Origin of the sequence: Pantoea sp. ANP04, assembly GCF_041982285.1 — a bacterium.
Taxonomy (GTDB): Bacteria; Pseudomonadota; Gammaproteobacteria; order Enterobacterales; family Enterobacteriaceae; genus Pantoea; species Pantoea eucalypti.
The window spans coordinates 59,047-81,474 of record NZ_JAUTYS010000004.1 but is presented as its reverse complement, the minus strand read 5'-3'; the positions used below and the strand labels follow the sequence as shown (position 1 = coordinate 81,474).

The window sequence follows — 22,428 nt, the reverse complement described above, 5'->3', positions numbered from 1 at the left end:
TACTCGCTGCGCTCGCCCCTTCAGGGCCGCCCTGACGGGCGTTCAGGTTGCTAAAGCAGCCTGTGTGAGCGCTGCCCAGGTTCGGAATGACAAATAAAATAGCCTATCAGGTAGGCGCTAAGTGAAGGAGTGGTTTTATGCAACAGTCAAACAATTACAGCGTGTGGTTTGTTATCGGCACGCAGCATCTCTATGGGGCGGAAACGTTACGCCAGGTTGAACAGAATGCACGTCAGGTCGTCGAGGGTTTAAATCAGGCCGGTTTACCACTGCGTCTGGAGCTGAAACCGCTGGTGAAGTCACCGGATGAAGCGCTGGCCCTGTGTCGCGATGCTAATTATGACAAGCAGTGCATTGGGATCATTACCTGGCTGCACACTTTCTCCCCGGCCAAAATGTGGATCGGCGGCCTGAGCGTGCTGAATAAGCCGCTGCTGCAATTCCATACCCAGTTCAATGCCGAGATCCCGTGGGACAGCATGGACATGGACTTTATGAACCTGAACCAGACCGCACATGGCGGCCGTGAGTTCGGTTTCATCGGCGCGCGCATGGGTCTGCAACACAGCGTGGTGACCGGTCACTGGAAAGACAGCGCCAGCCAGCAGCGCCTGGGCAACTGGATGCGTGCAGCACTGGCTAAACAGGCCAGCCAGCAGCTGAAAGTCGCTCGCTTTGGCGACAACATGCGTGAAGTGGCCGTAACCGAAGGCGATAAAGTCGCCGCGCAGATTCAGTTCGGCTATTCAGTGAATGGCTGGGGCGTTGGCGATCTGGTTGAGGTGATCAATGGCGTCAGCGATGGCGACGTGAATGCGCTGATCGACGAATATGAAAGTCTTTATCGCTTTACCGATGTCGCCGCATCTGGCGGTGAGAAACGTCAGAACGTGCTGGATGCTGCACGCATCGAACTCGGTCTGAAGCGTTTTCTGGAAGCAGAAGGCTGCCACGCCTTTACTACTAACTTCCAGACGCTGCACGGCATGACGCAGTTGCCCGGTCTGGCGGTTCAGCGTCTGATGGGTCAGGGTTATGGCTTCGCCGGCGAAGGCGACTGGAAAACCGCTGCCCTGCTGCGCATCTTCAAAGTGCTGGCCGGTGACCGCAAAGGTGGCACCTCCTTTATGGAGGATTACACCTATCACTTCTCACCAGGCAACGATTTAGTGCTTGGCTCGCACATGCTGGAAGTCTGCCCGTCAATTGCCATTGAAGAGAAACCCTTAATCGATGTGCAGTTCCTGGGCATTGGTGATAAAGCCGATCCAGCGCGTATGATTTTCTCCACCCCAGCGGGCCGTGCGGTTAACGCCAGCGTGATTGATATGGGCGACCGTTTCCGTCTGCTGGTTAACGTGGTGGATGCTATCGAACAGCCGAAACCGCTGCCGAAGTTGCCGGTTGCGCGCGCACTGTGGAAAGCGCAGCCATCACTGGCGACCGCCTCTGAAGCATGGATTCTGGGCGGCGGTGCACACCATACGGTGTTCAGCCAGGCGCTGACGCTGGAGGATATGTATCTGTACGGTGAGATGAACGATATCGAAGTGCTGGTGATTGATGAGCACACCACCTTGCCTGCGTTTAAAGATGCGCTGCGCTGGAACGAAGCGTATTACCGTCTGAAACGTTAATAAGTGATTAAACGGCGCTTTAGGGGTTCTGAAAAGAAATCGGTTCAGGATCGATAAAGCGCCGTTTGTTTGCAGGTTCGTGCTATTCAGTCGGGAATGGCGGGCGTTCCGTAAAGTCGCCGTAAATACATCCCTGTAGGCTCGGCCGCCGCGTCCCTGCGGCGGACGCTTTACTCCACTGCCCGCCATCCCCTCCTTAATTTTGCATTTTTGCGAATATTCAAAAGCTCAGCATGTAATAAAAGCCCTTACTGCGAAAGTCCCATTTCGCTGCAACTGTGCACTCCATTCTTTCAATCTCGCACTGTCCATTACAGCAATGATCAAGCCCAACCGGGAAGGAATGGTATGCCTGAAGAGCAAAGCGTCCGCGCCAGGGATGGCGCGGCCGATCCGCATGGATGCGGGAATCCTTTGCGATCAGGCAGTCATTTCCTGACCTTGCATCAACATTCAATAGCGATTGTTTTTCCTGTCATACATAAGAGAGCTTAATTCTTTGCTATAACGCAATCCTGCCATCATCTTGCACTTTCCCCCACCAGCCTGTATTGCTTGTAGACTGACAAAACGAAGGTAACCAGCGCCATGCAAGTTGTCGATCTGAACCAACATCCCGACTACGCCAGACAAACAGCACAACTGCTGCACACTGAATGGTCACATCATCCAGCCTGGTCACATCAACCCACCATCCTTGCGCGTTTACACCAAAGGAATCAGACAGGCTCGGCGGAATTTACCCTTGTTGCTACGCCGGATGGCGAAACGGTCATCGCGACCTGTAGCGTCATCCGCTATGAACTGGACGACATCCCGGCAAGAGAATACTGGATGGGTGAAGTGGTGACGGACAAAAAATTTCGCGGTCAGGGCGTAGCAAACGCGTTGATCCAGCAGGTAATTGCGCGGGCCAGACAAAAGCGAATTAGTGAACTCTGGCTCTATACTCCCGATCAGCAGGCGTACTATCAGCGTTCAGGATGGCAGGCGGTGGAACAGCGGCACATAGCGGGAGAAGAAGTCACGGTGATGGTCCTGCATCTGGCGCCATAAAAGGCGGCTCCTGAGAGCCGCCATTAACCGGGATACGCAATACTCAGGTTGGGATGCGTTTAACCGGTGCGTTCTGCTGACGATCCCAGATCACCGTAAGTAACCGCTGCAGCGCGATAAACGCAAACAGCAGAATCCCGATGGCGATCTTGGTCCACCACGAACTCAGCGTGCCGTCAAAATTAATCCACGTCTGAATCAGCCCCTGAATCAACACACCAAACAGCGTACCCAGCACCGTACCGACACCACCCGACAACAACGTGCCGCCAATCACCACCGATGCAATCGCATCCAGCTCCACACCCAACCCGGCCAGCGCATAACCTGCCGAGGTATAGATCGAGAACACGATGCCAGCCAGCGTCGCCAGCGTGGTGGAAAGCATATAAATCTTAATGGTGGTCGCACGGGTTGAAACACCCATCAGCTGAGCGGAGGTCAGATTCCCGCCAATAGCATAAACCCGATTACCAAAGCGCGTGCGGTGCGCCAGAATAATCCCGCCAATCACCACCACCAGCATAATCACGGCCAGCAGGCTCAGACGCCCACCACCCGGCACTTTCCACGCCAGACTGGAAAGCATGGTATAAAGCGGATGATCAATAGGAATCGAGTTCTCAGACACCAGATAAGAACAGCCACGCAGGAAAAACATTCCTGCCAGCGTAATAATAAACGCCGGGATCTTAAGCGCATCGATCAGCCAGCCCATCATGGCACCAAACAGCGCGCCCATTGACAGAATCAACGCAAAGGCCAGCAGCGGATCGACATGGAAATCACCAATTGCCCGCGCCAGAAACACACCGGTAAAAGCAATCACTGCGCCGACCGACAGATCGATACCGCCAGATAAAATCACAAAAGTCATGCCGACGGCGATAATGCCAAGGAACGCGTTATCGGTCAGGATATTGCAAATTACCCGGGTAGAAGCAAAACCCGGAAACTGACTCAGACAAAACAGATAACCCGCCACAAACACCAGCAAGGTAATCATCAGCGGAAGATGACGTTTAATCATGTCGGACGCCTCCGTTTTAACATCGCAATAAATCGCGGTGACTGCAGTAACAACACGCACATCACCACCACCGCTTTCACCACCTGATTCAGCTCAGGCGGGAAGCCGGAGAGCAGAATCCCGGTATTCATCGACTGAATAATCAGCGCACCAATCAGCGACAGCACCAGATTAAAACGGCCACCCATCAGGGATGCACCGCCTATCACCACGGCGAGAATCGCGTCCAGCTCCAGCCACAAACCGGCGTTATTGGCATCTGCACCGCGAATATCCGCCGCGACGATGAGCCCGGCCACTGCCGCACAGACGCCACTGATCGCGTAGGTGGACATCACCACCAGCCAGCCCGTCACACCCGCATTGCGGGCAGCGCGCAGGTTAATCCCCACCGCTTCGATAAACAGACCCAGCGCGGTTTTGCGCGTCAGCAGCCAGACGGCCAGCGCGACCACCAGCGTGATCCAGACCGGCACCGGCAACATCCACAGCGAGCCGTTACCAAACCAGCCAAGACTGTCACTGTCGAACGTCACAATCTGACCCTGGGTAATCAGCTGAGCAATACCTCGCCCGGCAACCATCAGAATCAGCGTCGCAACAAATGGCTGAATACGCAGCAGCGCCACCAGCACCCCGTTCCACAAACCACAGGCTAAACCGGTTGCCAGCGTGCAGAGAATAATAAACGGCACACCGTGCCCGGCGACGGTCAGTGTGGCGGCCGTTGCGCCCGCTATCGCCATCACCGCCCCGACGGAAAGATCGATGCCGCCAGTCGCGATCACCAGCGTCATCCCTATCGCCAGCAGGGCAACCGGTGCCGCACGGTTAAGAATATCGATCGGACTGCCGAACAGACGGCCATCCTGCAGATGCACTGCAAAAAAGTTATTGGCCACCAGACTGTCGATTAACAGCACCAACAGCAGCGCGGCGATTTGCGGCATCCCCGGCGGGAGTTTCAGCTTACGACGTGGCGTTTTTTCAGATGTCATAGGTGACTCAAGCATGTTTTGCCCCTCCGTCCGCGATAGCATTCACGATCGACGCCACCGAAAGCTGCTCCAGCGGAATTTCTGCCACCTGCTTCAGATCGCGCATGATCAGCACCCGATCGGCATAACCGACCAGCTCTTCGAGTTCAGAGGAGATCACCAGCAGCGCCAGACCATCGGCGCAAAGGGATTCGATTAAACGGATAATCTCGGCGTGCGCACCCACATCAATACCGCGTGTCGGCTCGTCGAGGATCAAAAACTGCGGTTTGGTCACCAGCCAGCGCGACAGCAACACCTTCTGCTGATTGCCACCCGATAACAGCTCTACCGGCTGCTCAGCGTGCGGCGTGCGAATGCCCAGACTTTTGATGAAACGATCGGCAATCGCCTGCTGCTCGCGTTTTTTAATGGGCCGTAACCAGCCGCGCTGCGCCTGCAATGCCAGAATAATATTTTCGCGCACGGAGGCCGCGCCAATAATCCCGTCTGTCTTACGATCTTCCGGGCAAAACCCCATGCCAAGCTGTGAGGCTTTCGCCGGGTTGGTAATACGCTGCACTTTACCTTTGATCGTCGCGGTTCCACGATCGGCGCGACGAATACCAAACAACACTTCTGCGGTTTCGGTGCGGCCTGAGCCCAGCAGACCCGCCAGTCCCACCACCTCACCGGGACGCACGGCCAGGTTAAAAGGCTCAATGGTGCCCTTTCTGCCGTAATCTTCAAATGACACCACCGGCTGATTGCTGCGCAGCGTGCTGCCCTGACGCTGTAACGCCGTCTCAAGCAGTTCACGTCCTAACATCAGCTTAATCAGTTCAATCTGTGGCAGCGTGGCGGTCTCACGAGTCGCGATAAATTGCCCGTTACGCAGCACGGTAATCCGGTCAGTAATTCGGTACACCTGGTCAAGAAAATGGGTCACAAAGATCAGGCTCATCCCTTTGGCTTTTAACTGCGCCATCAGGGTAAACAGCATCTCGACTTCACTGGCATCCAGACTGGCTGTTGGCTCGTCGAGGATCAGCACCTGAGCAGAAAGGTCGACCGCGCGACAGATAGCAATAATCTGCTGCATTGCCACCGAGTAGTGGCCCAGCGGACGCGTGACATCAAGGGAAAAACCGTAATTTCGCATCAGCGCATCGGCATCACGCACCATCTTCCGACGGTCAATCATGCCAAAACGACGCGGCTCACGCCCTATATAGAGGTTATCTGCCACCGACATGTTCGGCAGCATATTCACTTCCTGATAAACGGTGCCGATACCCATCTCCTGCGCCTGCGCCGTATTGTGCGGTGTAATCGGCTCGCCGTTCAGGGTAATGGTGCCGGCGTCGCGGCTGTAAACACCGGTCAGCACTTTAATCAGCGTGGATTTACCGGCACCGTTCTCGCCCAGCAGCGCCATGATCTCCCCTTTGCGTATATCAAAGGAAACATTATTCAGCGCTTTGACGCCGGGAAAACCTTTGCTAATGCCGCTGATGGATAGCAGCGGTGTTTCATTTTGCGTGGTCATTCTGCTCACTCCGCCTTACGTCATGAAAAACCGCCCCGGAGGGCGGTCTGCGGCTGGTCTTTGACGGGTCGGTGAATCAGTAACCCATACCGTTTTTCTTATCCAGCTCCGCCTGTGCATCAGCAGGCAGGAACAGCTTCGATTCGGTCTTGATCACTTTTGGCGGCAGCGTGCCATCTTTTTTGAATTTTTCCAGCGCATCAAACGCCGGACCCGCCATATTTGGCGTCAGTTCCACGTTGGCGTTAGCCTCACCCGCCAGCATCGCTTTGTAGATATCCGGTACGCCATCAATTGAGCCAGTCAGAATATCTTTGCCCGGTTTCAGACCGGCTTCCTTAATGGCCTGAATGGCACCGATCGCCATGTCATCGTTATGCGCGTAAACCATGCAGATGTTTTTGCCGTTGTTTTCCGCCTTGATAAAGCTCTCCATCACCTCTTTACCTTTACTGCGGGTAAAGTCACCGGACTGAGAACGGATCACTTTAATGTTAGGGTGGTTGCTGATTGCCTCGGCAAAGCCTTTCTTGCGGTCGATTGCCACGCTGGCACCGACCGTGCCCTGCAGTTCGACCACGTTACATTTTTTGTCGCCTACGGTTTTTACCAGCCAGTCGCCAATCAGCTTGCCTTCCAGCACGTTGTCAGCTGTCACCACCGCCTGATAGAGCGATTTGTCTTTCACCACGATGGCGCGATCCAGCAGGTAAACCGGTATTTTGGCATCTTTGGCTTCTTCCAGTACCGGCTCCCAGCCGGTCTGTACCACAGGCGCGATAAAGATGGCATCAACGCCCTGAGCAATGAACGAACGCACGGCTTTGATCTGATTCTCTTGTTTCTGCTGTCCGTCGGCGATTTTCAGGGTGATTCCGCGTTTTTTGGCTTCGCTTTTCGCTACGTTAGTTTCCGCTGAGCGCCAGCCAGATTCTGAACCGACCTGCGAGAAGCCGACCGTCATATCAGCAGCGAGTACCGGGCCGGTTAACGCGGCGCTGACCAGCGTGGTCAGAAGTAAACGTTTCCACATAGTTTTTAATCCTCTGAAAGGCGTTTGCTGTTTAGGGTAGAGAGCCTGCTTAGACTGGACTAAAAAAGCGTGCATAATGGCGACACACTTCACAAAACAGAGCAATTTAAAGGAGTTACGTGCAGAGCGAGCAGTTTTCCAACAGGGGTGTTATGGATAAAATCGCTGAGTAAAATTACAATGCCGGTTAAATAAATGTAATAAACAGAATCGCTTATGTTTAATGCCACTGGAAACGATTACAGGCAGGCGTACAAAATGGGTTATCCGGTTTGCGGTGAACAAAAAATGGGATTTGTGATTGTCCGCACAATCGATGGTGAAGACGAATCAGGCGCGAAACGTTTCTATGGCATTCGTTATTTAACGGTTAAATTTCCTGCGGTTAAAGTGTAATAAATAAGGTATTCATGTGCTGTCAGGGTCAAATGGAATAAAAAATAATATTGTGCTGCTTATTTTTAACGTTTAATTGCCGCAGTAACCCGAACCAGTCAGGCTGACGTAGTAAACTAAGGCGCTGAGTTACCAACATCGTGCATAATCAGAACGAGGAATATGGACTTTTAGTGACTAATAAGGTGATTTTGTCTGATTTTCGGCTTTTTTCACCTGCATGATCTGGACAGACCAAGCCCGCCCCCTATACTGAGCACTCCTTTGTTACTTCTATCTATTATGGCAATGATGACTGCGCACGATTACCTGCTTAAATTCCGCAAAGTAAATAATTCAGACAGTCTGGAAAAGCTTTTCGATCATCTTAATTACTCCCTGACCAATGATTTGGAAATTATCAATATGTACCGGGCTGCCGACCATCGACGCGCTGAACTGGTCTCTGGCGGACGGTTATATGATCTGGGCTGCGTACCAAAAACGGTGTGGCGCTACGTGGTCTGATTTCTCACTGATTTATCGCTTCGTTTACTGCTGACGTTGTCCGGATGGGCGTGCCTCTCTGGACATGTTATTCTGCTGCGCTTTGACTCTCCGAGACAGGAATAACTACGATGAATGAACAGGTTGCTGCGCCGCGCATTGGTGGCTGGCTTTTGCTGCCTCTGGCCTGGCTGATAATGACCCTGTTAACCACCGTTCTGGTGCTGGCGATGTATCTGACTCCCCTGTTTAATCCGGCGTGGCGTGTGGCGCTGTTTTCTCACGGCAGCACCCTCTTCTCATACTGGGCCATTTCCCTGCTTACCGCCGTGGCGGTCTGGGCCTATAGTCTTTGGATCAGCTGGCTGTTCCTGAAGCGCTCCCGACGCCTGCCGCGCCATTATCTGCTCTGGCTGCTGATTACCGTGCTACTGGCGCTGAAAACCTTTGCTTTCACACCCGTCGCTGATAGCCGAGCCCTTCAGACATTACTGCTGTCGCTGCTGGCCGCGGCGGTGTTTGTGCCCTATTTCAAACGCTCAGAACGGGTAAAAAAGACCTTTATCGCGCCGTAACGCGGTGAGTTGTGTCAGGAATTTAATTCTGAGTGCGGTCTGCCGCCTTGCAGGTGGCGCGGGTGTTGAGATACGTCGCGCTATCAATGATAATAAGCCGCTTTCTGGCTCCCAGGCGAAAAAATGACCGATTATCTGCTTCTCTTTGTTGGCACCGTGCTGGTGAATAACTTCGTATTAGTGAAGTTTCTCGGCCTTTGTCCTTTTATGGGCGTTTCCAAAAAACTGGAAACGGCAATTGGCATGGGCCTCGCCACGACATTCGTCATCACGCTGGCGTCGATCTGCGCCTGGCTGGTCAATCATCTGATCCTGCTGCCGCTGGATCTGGTCTATCTGCGCACCATGGCGTATATCCTGGTGATCGCTGTTGTCGTGCAGTTCACCGAGATGGTAGTACGTAAGACCAGCCCGTCGCTCTATCGCCTGCTGGGTATTTTTCTGCCGCTAATTACCACCAACTGTGCGGTGCTGGGCGTGCCGCTGCTGAGTGTTAACCTCAACCACACCTTTATGCAGGCTGCGCTGTATGGTTTCAGTGCTTCCATCGGTTTTTCGCTGGTGATGGTCCTGTTCGCCGGTATGCGTGAGCGCCTGGTGCTGGCGAATGTTCCGGCCCCGTTCAAAGGCAACTCCATCGCCCTGATCACTGCGGGCCTGATGGCGCTGGCATTTATGGGCTTCAGCGGTCTGGTGAAATTCTGATGACCGCGATCTGGATTGCTGTTGCCGTATTAAGTGCGCTGAGCCTGGTGTTCGGCGCGCTGCTGGGTTACGCCTCGCGCCGCTTTGAAGTCGAAGAAGATCCTATCGTTGAGCAGATTGATGCCATTCTGCCGCAGAGCCAGTGTGGTCAGTGTGGCTATCCAGGCTGCCGTCCCTATGCGGATGCGGTCGGCAACAACGGCGAAGCGATCAATAAATGCGCGCCAGGCGGCGAGCAGACCATGCTCAAACTGGCTGCGCTGCTTAACATTGATCCGCAGCCGATTGATGGCGATGAATCGGCGAAAGAGCCGGTGCGCACGGTGGCGTTCATTGACGAAGCCAACTGTATTGGCTGCACCAAATGTATTCAGGCCTGTCCGGTGGATGCGATTGTCGGGGCAACCCGCGCCATGCACACCGTGCTGAGCGATGTCTGTACCGGCTGCGATCTCTGCGTCGCACCCTGCCCGACAGACTGTATTGAAATGCGTCCGGTTGCCACCACACCAGCTAACTGGAAGTGGGATTTGAATACCATTCCTGTACGGGTGATTCCGGTAGATACTCATGCTTAATCTGTTTAACTTCCTGAAAAAAGAGAAGGTCTGGGATTTTCAGGGCGGTATTCATCCGCCGGAAATGAAAACCCAGTCTAACGGTACGCCACTCAGCGAACTGCCGTTGCCACACCGTTTTATTATCCCGCTGAAACAGCATATCGGACATGAAGGTGAGATCTGCGTTGCACCTGGCGACAAGGTGTTGCGCGGTCAGCCCCTGACGTTTGGCACGGGCCGTATGCTGCCGGTCCATGCACCCACTTCTGGTGTCATTGATGATATTGGTCAGCATATGACCGCGCATCCTTCGGGTTTGTCAGAACTGTGTATTTTTCTGACGCCCGACGGCGACGACCGCTGGATACCGCTTGATCCTCTGCCTGACTACCGTCAGCATCCGCGCGCCGACATTGTGCAACGTATTCACGACGCCGGCGTTGCGGGCCTGGGTGGCGCGGGCTTCCCTACCGCCACCAAACTCAAAGGCGGCCTGCGCGGGGTGAAAACCCTGATTATTAATGCGGCCGAGTGCGAGCCCTACATCACTGCGGACGATCGTCTGATGCAGGATTACGCCGCCGAAGTGCTGGAAGGCAGTCGCATTCTCGCATGGGTGTTGCAGGCTGAGCGGGTTTTGATTGGTATTGAAGATAATAAACCAGAGGCGATTGCCGCGCTGAAACAGGCATTGGGTAACGAACGCGATCTGCACATTCGCGTCATCCCGACTAAATACCCTTCTGGCGGCGCAAAGCAGCTGACCCGTATTCTGACCGGCATGGAAGTGCCACACGGCGGACGTTCCACCGATATCGGTGTGCTGATGCAAAACGTTGGCACCGCCTGGGCGGTTAAACGCGCCATAATTAATGGTGAGCCGATTACCGAACGTGTCGTGACGCTGACTGGCGAGTCAATTGCCCAGCCGCGTAACGTCTGGAGTCGTCTCGGCACCCCAATCAGCCATCTCTTGCACCATGTCGGTTTTACACCAGCACCGCGTCAGATGGTGATCATGGGCGGCCCGCTGATGGGCTTTACCCTGCCGTCGCTGGATGTGCCGGTGGTGAAGATCACCAACTGTATTCTCGCCCCCTCTCCCAGTGAGATGGGTAACAACGATGAAGAGCAGTCCTGCATTCGCTGTTCCGCCTGCGCCGATGCCTGTCCGGCTAAGCTGCTGCCTCAGCAGCTTTACTGGTTCAGCCAGGGCGGCGATCATGATAAAGCGCGCTCACACCACATTGATGACTGTATTGAATGTGGCGCCTGCGCCTATGTCTGCCCGAGCAATATTCCGCTGGTGCAATATTATCGCCAGGAAAAAGCGGAGCTGCGCGCCATCGATCTGGAAGCGAAACGCACGCTGGAAGCCAAAGCTCGCTTCGAAGCCCGTCAGGCAAGGCTGGAGCGCGAGAAACAGGCCCGTGAAGCGCGTCATGAGGAGGCAAAACAGCGTGTAGCCCGTACCGATACCAGTGAGCTGGCGGCTGCGAAAGCGCGGGTGAAAGCCCGCCAGGCCGCTGAACCGGATGAAGCGACGCTTGAAGCGCAACGTGAAGCCCGTCATGCGCAGGCGCGTCTGCGTCAGGCCGAGGCTCAGGCGGAAACCCAACCAGTAACGCGTCAGACTGTCGATCCGCGCAAAGCCGCGGTTGAAGCGGCCATTGCCCGAGCTAAGGTGAAGAAAGTGTCACCGGTTGATGCGGTGGAGACCGTGGCTGAAGCCAGCGTCGATCCGCGCAAAGCCGCTGTCGAAGCGGCGGTAGCCCGCGCTAAGGCGAAGAAAGCTGCACAGGCTGAAGCCGCGGCTCCGGCTGACACGGCGAACGTTTCTGACGCCGCGCCAGACGCCGCTGCTGAAACTGACCCGCGCAAAGCTGCGGTGCAGGCCGCCATTGCCCGCGCCAAAGCGAAGAAAGCCGCGCAGGCTGAAGCCGCGACTCCGGCTGACACGGCGAACGTTAGTGAAGTCGCGCCAGACGCCGCTGCCGAAACCGACCCGCGCAAAGCTGCGGTGCAGGCCGCGATTGCCCGCGCCAAAGCGAAGAAAGCCGCGCAGGCTGAAGCCGCGGCTCCGGCTGACACGGCGAGCGTTTCTGAAGCCGCGCCAGACGCCGCTGCCGAAACCGACCCGCGTAAAGCTGCGGTGCAGGCCGCGATTGCCCGCGCCAAAGCGAAGAAAGCCGCACAGGCTGAAGGCGCGGATGCGACGACTCTGGCTGACACGGTGAGCGTTACTGAAGCCGCGCCAGACGCTCCTGCCGAAACCGACCCGCGCAAAGCTGCCATTCAGGCGGCGATTGCCCGTGCCAAAGCGAAGAAAGCCGCGCAGGCTGAAAATGACGCGGAGACAGCTTCACGCGATGCCGCAGCAGTCGCTACTGCCGCGCATTTTGCGGTGGAGAAAGCTGAAGAGGTGCAGGAGCAGGCAAACAATGCGAATGCTGAACCTGAACAGGCACCTGAACTGAATCAACCCGATGATGCGCGCAAGGCCGCTATTGCTGCCGCCATCGCCCGTGCCAAAGCGCGTAAAGCGCAGTCGTCTAAGACGCTTGAGGATTAAATGGCTTTTCGTATCGCAAGTTCTCCTTACACCCATAACCGCCGCAGCACAGGCAACATCATGCTGCTGGTGGTGCTGGCTGCAGTGCCGGGTTTTGCTGCACAATGTTATTTCTTTGGTTACGGCACCTTTTTGCAGGTCCTGCTTGCGACGCTCACCGCCTGGCTGACCGAGGCGGCCATTCTGCGGCTGCGTAAAGCGCCCGTTGGCAGCACCCTGGCGGATAACTCCGCGTTACTGACCGCTGTTCTGATTGGTATCAGCCTGCCGCCGCTGGCGCCCTGGTGGCTGGTGGTGATCGGTACGCTGTTTGCTGTGGTCATTGCTAAACAGCTTTATGGCGGTCTGGGACAGAACCCGTTTAATCCAGCGATGGTCGGCTATGTGGTGCTGCTGATCTCCTTCCCGGTGCAAATGACCAGCTGGCTGCCGCCTGACACCCTTCAGGCGATCAAACCGGGGCTGATGGACAGTCTTAGCATGGTGTTCAGTGGCCATACGCTGGCGGGCGAAACCATGCAGCAGTTGCAGATGGGTGTGGATGGCATCAGCCAGGCGACGCCGCTTGATACCTTTAAAACCGGTTTACGCGCCGGTCACAGCGCAGAGCATTTGCTGGCCCAGCCGATTTACAGCGGCGTGCTGGCGGGCCTGGGCTGGCAGTGGGTCAATGTCGGATATCTGGTGGGCGGCCTGTTCCTGCTGTGGAAAAGTGCGATTCGCTGGCATATCCCTGCAGCCATGCTGCTGTCACTGGCGTTCTGCGCCACGCTGGGCTGGTTCTTCTCACCGGAATCACTCAACAGTCCGCTGATTCACCTGTTTTCCGGTGCCACCATGCTGGGGGCGTTCTTTATTGCCACCGATCCGGTGACCGCCTCCACCACCAATCGGGGTCGCCTGATCTATGGTGCGCTGATTGGATTGCTGGTCTGGCTGATTCGCAGCTTTGGCGGCTATCCTGATGGCGTGGCATTTGCTGTGCTGCTGGCAAACATCTGCGTGCCGCTCATCGATTACTACACCCAGCCGCGCGTTTACGGCCATCAGAAGGATTAAGCGATGCTGGAGACGATTCGCAAAAATGGTGTGACGCTGGCGATTTTTGCCGCAATTACCACGGCTGCTACTGCAGTAGTTAATACGGTCACTAAACCGACCGTAGAGCATCAGACCCTGCTGCAGCAGAAAAATTTGCTGGATCAGGTGGTGCCTGAAGACCTTTATGACAACAATATTCAGCAGGATTGTTACGTTGTCACAGATGCTGCACTGGGGAATAGCGCCCCGCACCACCTCTTCCTGGCGCGTAAAGGCGGCCAGCCGGTCGCTGCCGCACTGGAGACAACTGCGCCTGACGGCTACTCTGGTGCGATACAGATGCTGGTCGGTGCTGATTTCCAGGGTAAAGTACTGGGCGTGCGGGTGATCGAACACCATGAGACGCCTGGTCTGGGCGATAAGATTGAATTACGCATTTCTGACTGGATCAACAGCTTTAATGGCAAAGTGGTTCATGGTCCGGCGGATAAAGCGTTTGCGGTTAAGAAAGATGGCGGCGACTTCGATCAGTTCACCGGCGCCACCATTACCCCACGCGCGGTGGTCAATGCGACCAAACGCACCGCGCTGTTGATGAAAACGCTTCCGGAGAAACTCTCTTCGTTACCGGCATGTGGAGACGCAAATGAGTGAAGCTAAAAGTCTGCTGGTGGGTGGACTGTGGAAAAACAACTCGGCACTGGTGCAGTTACTGGGCCTGTGCCCACTGCTGGCGGTTACGGCGACGGCAACGAATGCGCTGGGTTTAGGGCTGGCCACCACGCTGGTGCTGACCCTGACCAACAGTTTTATTTCGGCCTCGCGCCGTTGGGTGCCGTCTGAAATTCGTATCCCGATTTATGTGATGATCATCGCCTCCGTGGTGAGCTGCGTGCAGATGCTGATCAACGCCTACGCCTATGGTCTCTATCAGTCGCTGGGGATTTTTATCCCGCTCATTGTCACCAACTGCATTGTGGTCGGTCGTGCTGAAGCGGTCGCCTCCAAAAGCAGCATCCCGCTTGCCGCGCTGGATGGCTTTGCCATCGGCATGGGCGCGACCTGCGCCATGGTGGTGCTGGGTTCGCTGCGTGAAATTATCGGCAGTGGCACACTGTTTAACGGTGCCGATCAGCTGCTCGGCCCGTGGGCGAAATCGCTGCGTATCGAAGTGGTGCATTTCGATTCACCGATGCTGCTGGCAATGCTGCCGCCGGGCGCGTTTATCGGCCTGGGCATGATGCTGGCGGGTAAATACCTGATCGATCAGAAGATGAAACAGCGGGCAGCTCTGCGTGCTCAGGCTGCTGAAAACGCGGCACCTCAGAACGCCGTCGGGAAGCCGGTGTGAACCAGACTAAACGCACCGAGATTCTTCATCGCCTGCAGCAGAACAATCCGCATCCCACCACCGAGCTGAACTTCAGCTCGCCGTTTGAGCTGCTGATTGCGGTACTGCTGTCGGCGCAGGCGACCGATGTCAGCGTCAACAAAGCCACCGCAAAGCTCTATCCGGTGGCGAATACGCCTGCCGCGATGCTGGCGCTAGGCGTGGATGGCGTAAAGGAATACATCAAGACTATCGGCCTGTTTAACAGCAAAGCGGAAAATGTGATTAAGACCTGCCGCATTCTGCTTGAGCAGCACAACGGAGAAGTGCCGGAAGATCGTGCGGCGCTGGAAGCCCTGCCTGGTGTTGGCCGTAAAACGGCCAATGTAGTGCTGAATACCGCCTTTGGCTGGCCAACAATTGCCGTTGATACTCACATCTTCCGCGTCAGCAACCGGACAAAATTTGCGCCGGGTAAGAATGTGGAAGAGGTGGAGCAGAAGCTGCTGAAGGTGGTTCCGGCCGCCTATAAGGTTGACTGCCACCACTGGCTGATTCTGCATGGCCGTTACACCTGCGTGGCGCGCAAGCCCCGTTGCGGCTCATGCCTGATTGAAGACCTCTGCGAGTATCCCGACAAAGTTGAGTGATTCGCCTGACTAACCCGCTGCGGCGGGTTTTTTATTGTCTGGTTAAACCCTCTGCAACCATCTTTCCAGTCCGGTTCCCCCTTTTCGCCGCACGCTCTGGCTCGTCTGAATACCTCCACTGTTTGTCGGGTTGTTACATTGATGTTGATGATGGAAAATCGCCGCCCCTGACGATAAGAAAATGTTATGACACGGTGAGTAAAGTAATGATCAAAGGTTCTTCTGCGGAGAGACATCCGCTGCGCCTGTTTCTGGCACGATTCTGGCCACATCCGCTGACAGTCAGTAAAAAGCATGTGGTGATTGCCGGACTGGGTGCGGGCATTGGCCTGGTACTCACCAGTCTGCTGAGTCACTGGATGCTGGGGGAGCTGAATCTGTGGTTTGTTGCCCCGGTGGGTGCTTCGGCCGTTTTACTCTTTGGTCTGCCCGCCAGTCCGCTGGCGCAGCCGTGGGCCATCGTCGGCGGCAACACCCTGTCCGCGCTGGCGGGCGTCACCGTCAGCCAGCTCATCCCCGATCCGGCGATGGCCTGCGGCGTCGCGGCCTGCGTGGCGATCCTGTTGATGTTTCAACTGCGCTGTCTGCATCCACCCGGCGGCGCAGTCGCGCTAACCGCTATTCTGGGCGGACCTTCCGTGGATCAATTGGGTTCTCAGTTTGTCCTGACGCCGATCATGCTTAACTCACTGACACTGGCGCTGCTTGCATTGCTGTTTAATAATCTGGCCGGTCGCCGCTATCCCCACCCACTGGCGCCGCAGGAGGTTAAACCGGAGCCGATCGCGATGCCGGTCTCGCTGACGCGCGCCGATCTGCATCAGGCTTTACAGGGCGGTGAACTGCTGGATATTGATGAAGACGATCTGCAGGAATTGCTGCTACGAGCCGAAGAGATTGCCGGACGCCGTCAGGTTAACGGCTGAAACCTGCCTGTTGTGGCTGTCGGTCCTCCGCTTTTCTCCTTGCGGAGGCGGGGATGCCGACATTGATCGCTGCCACACTTTTGCTTAGCCGCTGCGCCAGCTATATCCAATAACATATTGATAACACAGCCACCCAGGCCGGACGCCCATCGGGTCCTGGGCGAATGCCCATAGAGCTGCCCTTTTGCGCGCCCTACACTTTGCTCTTCTTTACGTTTCTTACGAGGAAGACCGATGGATAGCGCCTTGTCCCCCCAGCAAGATGAGCTGATCGCCTCCGCCATCAAAAAATTCTTCACCCATATCATCCCCATGCTGGTGGTGATGCTGATCATTAACCAGATCGATCGCGCCAATATTGGCTTTATCAAGGCGGAACTGCGTACCGATGCCGGGATCAGCGCGGCGGCTTTTGGTCTGGGTGCGGGCCTGTTTTTTATCGGCTATGCGCTGTTTGAAGTTCCCAGTAATCTGATGATGAAGCGCTTTGGCGCCCGCGTCTGGCTGACACGCATTATGATTACCTGGGGACTGGTGGTGGTCATGACGGGTTTCGTCACCTCACCCATCCAGTTTTACCTGCTGCGTTTTTTACTCGGCGTGGCTGAAGCAGGTTTCTTTCCCGGCGTACTGTTCTATTTCCGTCAGTGGGTCCCGAATGCCTGGCGCGGCCGGGCCACTGCGATGGTGCTGAGTGCAACTGCGGGCGCCTTCCTCTTCTCCGGGCCAATCACTGGCGCCATTCTGATGATGCACGATTTTTCAGGCATTGCCGGCTGGAAATGGGTGATGTTTCTTGAAGGCGGTGCTTCCGTGCTGGTCGGTATTCTCGCCGCATGGGTACTGGTGTCACGCCCCGGCGACGCACGCTGGCTGAGCGATGCGGAGAAACAGGCCCTGATACAGCAGCTGAATAGTGAAGAGGCACAGCGTGACGAGCTTAACCGCGCGCCCGGTAAAATGTCGCTGTTACGTAATCGCAGCCTGCTGTTCTTCTGCGCGATCTTCTTCACCATGACCATGACAGGCTATACCCTGGTGTTCTGGCTGCCGCAGATTATTCAGCGTATTCAGGGCTTCAGCAGTTTTGGCATCGGCATTCTCACCGCCGTACCCTGGCTTTGCGCCATTATTGCCATCAACCTGCTGAGTCGCTTTTCAGACCGCCACCGCGACAAACTCGATAAAGCGCTGGGCGTCGCCATGCTGGTCGCGGCCTGCGGCACCTTTATGGCTACGCTGGGTTCTCCATGGTTTGGCTTCCTGGCGATGATCGTGGCCTGTATCGGCTCGAAAGTCAGCGCCACCTTTTTCTGGCCGATGCCGCAGGGAGAACTGCCTGCCTCAATTGTTGCGCCTGGGATTGCGCTGGTGAACTCTGTTGGCAACCTTGGCGGCTTCTTCGCACCGACAGTGTTTGGCTATCTGGAGATGAAGACAGGCTCCACCACCGGCGGTCTCTATGCCCTGACCAGCGTCTCGCTGCTGACCGGGCTGTGGCTGCTGCTGCGCCGCAAGCCCTCCCCGCCTTCCCTTGATCCTATGGAGAATCACAATGTCAGACAGTCCAGTCATTAAAACAATGCGGGTGGTGCCTGTCGCCGGATATGACAGCATGCTGCTGAACATTGGCGGCGCGCACAACTGCTATTTTACCCGCATTCTGGTGATCCTGACCGATTCCGCTGGCCGTACCGGCGTCGGCGAAAGTCCCTGCCACGCCTCAACACTGGCGCTGCTGGCGCGCTTTCGTCCGCAGATTGAGGGCAGCGATCTGCTGCGGCTGAATGCCACCGTCGCGACGCTGTTTGCCAGCGACGCACGACACCAGCAGACCGCGCACACCGACGACATTCATATTCCGCAGATGAATCCGGAGAAGTTTTACAACGCCACCGCGGCCATTGAAGCTGCGCTGCTTGACCTGCTGGGCCAGCACCTGAATTTGCCGGTTGCCGAGTTACTTGCCAGCGGCAAGCAGCGCGATCGCGTGCCGGTACTTGGCTATCTGTTCTATATCGCCGACCGTAACCTGACCAGTATGGACTATCAGGCGGGCCACGCTGGCGGTGATGCCTGGCTGCAATTGCGTCATGAGAAAGCGATGGATGCGGATAGCGTGGTGCGGCTGGCGGAGGCGGCAGCCGATCGCTATGGCTTCCGGGATTTTAAACTGAAGGGCGGCGTTCATCATGCCGAAGTGGAAGTGGAAACGGTTAACGCCCTGCTGACACGTTTTCCTCAGGCACGGGTAACGGTTGATCCCAATGCCAGCTGGTCGCTGGATGAGGCCATTTATTATGGTAAACAGCTGGCGGGCCGGATTCCCTATCTGGAAGATCCCTGCGGCGCGGAGCAGGGCTATTCCGGCAGGGAAACGCTGGCGGAGTTTAAGCGAGCCACGGGTATTCCGGTCGCCACCAATATGATCGCCAATGACTGGCGACAGTTGCAGCATGCCTTACAGCTTAATGCCATCGACATCCCCCTGGCCGACCCGCATTTCTGGACGATGCGTAATGCACATACCGTGGCGCAGTTGTGCCATGAATGGGGCCTGACAACCGGCTGCCACTCAAACAACCATTTTGATGTATCACTGGCAATGGTGGCGCATCTGGGAGCCGCGGCACCGGGCGACAGACTGACTGCGTTTGATACCCACTGGATCTGGCAGGATGGTCAGCAGCTGACGCAGCATGCGCCGCAGATTCGGGATGGCTTTCTGGAACTGCCTGAGGGGCCAGGATTGGGTATTACCCTGGACATGGCGCGGGTCGAAGCTGCCCATGAACTCTACCATTCGCTACCTGATAAAAACCGAAACGACGCGTTGGGCATGCAGTTTCTGATTGATAACTGGACGTTCAACGCGAAACGACCGGCCCTGTTGCGCTGATGACCGCCATCCTGTGACAGTGTCACAGGATGGCTTTGTTTAGCGTTGCGCCAGTGCCGCCTGCATCCATGCAATCACCAGCGGAGAGTCTTTTTCCTGCAGTGCCGCGCGCTCAGACTGGAACAGCGTAGCCACATAGAAAGGATGATCCGGTAACTCCACGCCGCGAACGTCACCGGCATCATCCCAGGCGGTAATGCGCAGCGTATTATCGCCCAGCGCGTCACTGAATTCCGGGTTAACGCCAAAGTTACAGTGGTAGCCCTCGTCGCTCTCCAGCGTCCCGTAAGCCAGAGCAATACGGGAACCCGCTTCAAACCTCACCTTGCCACGCTGCTCCACCAAAGAGCAACTCAGCGGGGCAATGACCATCCGTCCGCCGGTATCCGTTTCAGCATGACGGGCATCGTGCCAGCCCAGGACGTTGCGCGCATACTCGATCACCGCATACTGGAATCCCCCACAGGAACCCAGGAAAGGTTTACCGCTCTCCCGCGCCCAGCGTAGGGTTTCAAATACGCCATTATCGTTGCGGTAAGGACTGCCAGGAACAACCCAGACCGCATCACTGCGCGTCAGGTCTGTCTGTTCGAGGTGGTCAGTAGCGATCCAGTTCGTTTCAACGATAAGATTTAGCCGACGTGAAGCACGTTCAATAGCAAGGGGGATAGCCTGATGGGCAACCGCATCGGCGCGGTAGTCACCGACGAGAGATAAATGCAGTGGAGACGACATGAACTGATCCTTCCTGGAGAAATTGAGAGGTTACAGTAATGTTAATTTTCTGTCGAGGGTGACATTGCGCTTCCGCGTATTGATAAGATTTTAATATGACTGCGCGGTTTTTCACCGGCGGTCTGAGGTCATTTTAACTTCCTGCTGGCCGCCCCATGACCTCCACTTCCCCTCCCGATCTCACGACGCAATCGGTTTCTTTTTTTGCTTTCTGAAATAAATCATCTGATTGTGCGCCGGATCGCCCTTTGACTCTTTTTTCGCCAATGCCGGGCAGGTAATGTCTGATAATTCGTCAGATTGACTGCGATTCAGCCAGTAACCTGTCATTAGCACTGTCTGATTATTATTCAACAACCGATTTATCTGGTTAGCTTCGATTTAGCAGTTAATATCATTACTCGCTAGTGCAAGGTGCTCATTCAGAGTATCTGTACTAATATTTTTTGCTGCTTCAACATTTAAAACCAATTAACGATTTGTTATAAGTTTTTTAACCCAACATCCCTGGATTCAACGGGTTGCCAGAAAATTCTTGCCCTGACGCCCGTAATCAGCCAAATTAGTCGCCGCTTTTCCCTTCTAATAACAATTTGCGCATGGAAAACTCACATGACGCGGACTTAATTCCTGTCCCGAAACAGGGTATGAAAAAACTGAGGTACATGTGTCAACTGCAAACAAACACACTGATGAGGCTGTCAGTCTCAATGCGTTTAAACAGCCGAAGGCGTTCTATTTAATCTTCTCGATCGAATTATGGGAACGTTTTGGATTCTATGGCCTGCAGGCCATTATGGCGGTTTACCTGGTGAAGCAACTGGGATTGTCTGAATCAGACTCCATTACCCTGTTCTCTTCATTCAGTGCGCTGGTTTATGGGCTGGTCGCGATTGGCGGCTGGCTCGGTGATAAAGTGCTGGGCACCAAACGCGTCATCGTGTTGGGCGTGCTGGTGCTGGCATTGGGTTATGCGCTGGTCGCGTTCTCCGGTCATAACGTCAGCATTGTCTATATTGGCATGGCGACCATCGCGGTCGGTAGCGGCCTGTTCAAGGCAAACCCCTCTTCGCTGCTCTCGACCTGTTACGACAAAGATGATCCGCGTCTCGACGGTGCGTTCACCATGTTCTATATGTCGATCAACATCGGTTCCCTGTTTTCGATGATGCTGACACCGTGGTTAGCCGCGAAATATGGCTACAGCGTCGCCTTCTCACTGTGCGTCATTGGCCTGGTTATTACCCTGTTTAACTTCCTGTTCTGTAAACATATGGTCAAGGATTACGGCTCTAAGCCAGACTTTGCGCCGTTGCAGGTCGGTAAACTGCTGATGACTCTTATGGGCGTCGTTGTGCTGATCGCGCTGGCCAACTGGATGCTGCATCATCAGGTTATTGCACGACTGGTGCTGGCGGTGATTGCGCTGGGTATTTTGCTGGTGTTTGCCAAAGAAGCCTTTGCGCTGCACGGCGCGGCGCGTCGTAAGATGATTGTGGCCTTCCTGCTGATGGTCGAAGCGATTCTGTTCTTCGTCCTCTATATGCAGATGCCAACATCGCTCAACTTCTTTGCTATCCGTAACGTTGAACACACCATTCTTGGTATTACGTTTGCGCCAGAGCAGTTCCAGGCACTGAACCCGTTCTGGATCATGCTGGCCAGTCCGCTGCTGGCGGCGCTCTATAACAAGCTGGGCGATAAACTGCCCATGCCGCACAAGTTTGCCTTTGGTATGGTGCTCTGCTCCGCTGCGTTCCTGGTGCTGCCGGTGGGTGCAAAGTTCGCCAGTGATGCAGGCATCGTTTCTGTAAACTGGCTGATCCTGAGCTATGCGCTGCAGAGTATTGGTGAGCTGATGATCTCCGGCCTCGGCCTGGCGATGGTCGCGCAGCTCGTGCCACAGCGCCTGATGGGCTTCATTATGGGTTCCTGGTTCCTGACCACGGCAGGTGCAGCTGTGATTGCAGGTAAAGTAGCAAACCTGATGGCCGTGCCTGAAAACGTAACCGATCCGCTGATTTCGCTGGCAACCTACAGTCGCGTATTCCAGCAGATTGGTATCGTGACGGCGGTGATTGCTCTGCTGATGCTGATTACGGCGCCGTTGCTGAACCGCATGACACAGGCGCAGGATAGCGACGCCAGATCAAACGATGTGAAAGCGTAATCGCTGCCACGTGACAAATCAGCCGGGCTCTGCCCGGCTTTTTTATGCCTCACACTCCCCCTTAACAGATCCCTGATCCTTATCACTGGTAATTCCATCCT

Annotated in this window: 21 protein-coding genes; 16 read left to right on the top strand and 5 right to left on the bottom strand. The window is 55.5% G+C overall.

Features of this window, described 5'->3' with window-relative positions:
* Positions 1-137 precede the first annotated feature (137 nt).
* Complete coding sequence (gene araA / locus Q7C21_RS07230) at positions 138-1,637, top strand: L-arabinose isomerase (RefSeq protein WP_375150555.1); 1,500 nt, start codon at positions 138-140, stop codon at positions 1,635-1,637.
* 588 nt (positions 1,638-2,225) lie between these two features.
* Positions 2,226-2,693, top strand: a complete 468-nt coding sequence (locus Q7C21_RS07225; RefSeq protein ID WP_375150554.1) for a GNAT family N-acetyltransferase — start codon at positions 2,226-2,228, stop codon at positions 2,691-2,693.
* 43 nt (positions 2,694-2,736) lie between these two features.
* Here Q7C21_RS07225 and yjfF read toward each other — a convergent pair whose 3' ends face one another.
* The 4 genes from yjfF to ytfQ form a co-directional block, all read right to left on the bottom strand.
* Positions 2,737-3,723, bottom strand: coding sequence for a galactofuranose ABC transporter, permease protein YjfF (gene yjfF, locus Q7C21_RS07220; RefSeq protein WP_003853433.1), 987 nt, complete (start codon positions 3,721-3,723; stop codon positions 2,737-2,739).
* Positions 3,720-4,736 (bottom strand): galactofuranose ABC transporter, ATP-binding protein YtfT, encoded by a 1,017-nt coding sequence (gene ytfT, locus Q7C21_RS07215; RefSeq protein ID WP_008926230.1) that lies wholly within the window; start codon positions 4,734-4,736, stop codon positions 3,720-3,722. The genes yjfF and ytfT overlap by 4 nt, the downstream gene beginning before the upstream one ends.
* Complete coding sequence (locus Q7C21_RS07210) at positions 4,729-6,249, bottom strand: sugar ABC transporter ATP-binding protein (RefSeq protein ID WP_003853431.1); 1,521 nt, start codon at positions 6,247-6,249, stop codon at positions 4,729-4,731. Before Q7C21_RS07210 ends, ytfT begins: the two co-directional genes overlap by 8 nt.
* A gap of 76 nt (positions 6,250-6,325) precedes the next feature.
* Complete coding sequence (gene ytfQ / locus Q7C21_RS07205; RefSeq protein ID WP_008926228.1) at positions 6,326-7,282, bottom strand: galactofuranose ABC transporter, galactofuranose-binding protein YtfQ; 957 nt, start codon at positions 7,280-7,282, stop codon at positions 6,326-6,328.
* A gap of 216 nt (positions 7,283-7,498) precedes the next feature.
* Here ytfQ and Q7C21_RS07200 point away from each other — a divergent pair, with 216 nt between their 5' ends.
* The 13 genes from Q7C21_RS07200 to Q7C21_RS07140 all read left to right on the top strand — a co-directional run bounded on the left by Q7C21_RS07200 (position 7,499) and on the right by Q7C21_RS07140 (position 19,422).
* On the top strand, positions 7,499-7,678 hold the full coding sequence (locus Q7C21_RS07200; protein ID WP_140033476.1) for a hypothetical protein: 180 nt from the start codon (positions 7,499-7,501) through the stop codon (positions 7,676-7,678).
* 291 nt (positions 7,679-7,969) lie between these two features.
* Positions 7,970-8,185, top strand: coding sequence for a transcription modulator YdgT (gene ydgT / locus Q7C21_RS07195; protein WP_003853427.1), 216 nt, complete (start codon positions 7,970-7,972; stop codon positions 8,183-8,185).
* 110 nt (positions 8,186-8,295) lie between these two features.
* Positions 8,296-8,739 carry a DUF2569 domain-containing protein gene (locus Q7C21_RS07190; RefSeq protein ID WP_003853425.1) on the top strand — a complete coding sequence of 148 codons (444 nt, stop codon included), beginning with the start codon at positions 8,296-8,298 and terminating at the stop codon, positions 8,737-8,739.
* Positions 8,740-8,862: 123 nt separating this feature from the next.
* Positions 8,863-9,444 (top strand): electron transport complex subunit RsxA, encoded by a 582-nt coding sequence (gene rsxA / locus Q7C21_RS07185; RefSeq protein WP_003853423.1) that lies wholly within the window; start codon positions 8,863-8,865, stop codon positions 9,442-9,444.
* Positions 9,444-10,022: an electron transport complex subunit RsxB gene (rsxB, locus tag Q7C21_RS07180; protein WP_375150553.1), complete on the top strand. Its 579-nt coding sequence runs from the start codon at positions 9,444-9,446 to the stop codon at positions 10,020-10,022. The genes rsxA and rsxB overlap by 1 nt, the downstream gene beginning before the upstream one ends.
* Complete coding sequence (gene rsxC / locus Q7C21_RS07175; RefSeq protein ID WP_375150552.1) at positions 10,015-12,576, top strand: electron transport complex subunit RsxC; 2,562 nt, start codon at positions 10,015-10,017, stop codon at positions 12,574-12,576. Before rsxB ends, rsxC begins: the two co-directional genes overlap by 8 nt.
* Positions 12,577-13,635: an electron transport complex subunit RsxD gene (gene rsxD, locus Q7C21_RS07170; protein WP_039660307.1), complete on the top strand. Its 1,059-nt coding sequence runs from the start codon at positions 12,577-12,579 to the stop codon at positions 13,633-13,635.
* Between the two features lie 3 nt (positions 13,636-13,638).
* Positions 13,639-14,271, top strand: coding sequence for an electron transport complex subunit RsxG (gene rsxG / locus Q7C21_RS07165; protein WP_003849005.1), 633 nt, complete (start codon positions 13,639-13,641; stop codon positions 14,269-14,271).
* Positions 14,264-14,968 (top strand): electron transport complex subunit E, encoded by a 705-nt coding sequence (locus Q7C21_RS07160; protein WP_003849003.1) that lies wholly within the window; start codon positions 14,264-14,266, stop codon positions 14,966-14,968. The genes rsxG and Q7C21_RS07160 overlap by 8 nt, the downstream gene beginning before the upstream one ends.
* Positions 14,965-15,597: an endonuclease III gene (gene nth, locus Q7C21_RS07155; protein ID WP_003849001.1), complete on the top strand. Its 633-nt coding sequence runs from the start codon at positions 14,965-14,967 to the stop codon at positions 15,595-15,597. Before Q7C21_RS07160 ends, nth begins: the two co-directional genes overlap by 4 nt.
* Before the next feature lie 206 nt (positions 15,598-15,803).
* The gene (locus tag Q7C21_RS07150; protein ID WP_375150551.1) at positions 15,804-16,523 is read left to right on the top strand and encodes an HPP family protein; all 720 of its coding nucleotides are present in this window, start codon (positions 15,804-15,806) and stop codon (positions 16,521-16,523) included.
* Positions 16,524-16,757: 234 nt separating this feature from the next.
* Positions 16,758-18,101 carry an MFS transporter gene (locus Q7C21_RS07145; RefSeq protein ID WP_003848999.1) on the top strand — a complete coding sequence of 448 codons (1,344 nt, stop codon included), beginning with the start codon at positions 16,758-16,760 and terminating at the stop codon, positions 18,099-18,101.
* Positions 18,079-19,422, top strand: coding sequence for an enolase C-terminal domain-like protein (locus tag Q7C21_RS07140; RefSeq protein ID WP_008926222.1), 1,344 nt, complete (start codon positions 18,079-18,081; stop codon positions 19,420-19,422). Before Q7C21_RS07145 ends, Q7C21_RS07140 begins: the two co-directional genes overlap by 23 nt.
* Before the next feature lie 39 nt (positions 19,423-19,461).
* On the opposite strand, the gene Q7C21_RS07135 is transcribed toward Q7C21_RS07140, so the two are convergent.
* Positions 19,462-20,157, bottom strand: a complete 696-nt coding sequence (locus tag Q7C21_RS07135) for a CTP synthase (protein WP_003848997.1) — start codon at positions 20,155-20,157, stop codon at positions 19,462-19,464.
* A gap of 667 nt (positions 20,158-20,824) precedes the next feature.
* Between Q7C21_RS07135 and dtpA the strand changes: the two genes are divergently transcribed.
* Positions 20,825-22,327 carry a dipeptide/tripeptide permease DtpA gene (gene dtpA, locus Q7C21_RS07130; protein WP_003848995.1) on the top strand — a complete coding sequence of 501 codons (1,503 nt, stop codon included), beginning with the start codon at positions 20,825-20,827 and terminating at the stop codon, positions 22,325-22,327.
* The last annotated feature ends 101 nt before the right edge of the window (positions 22,328-22,428 follow it).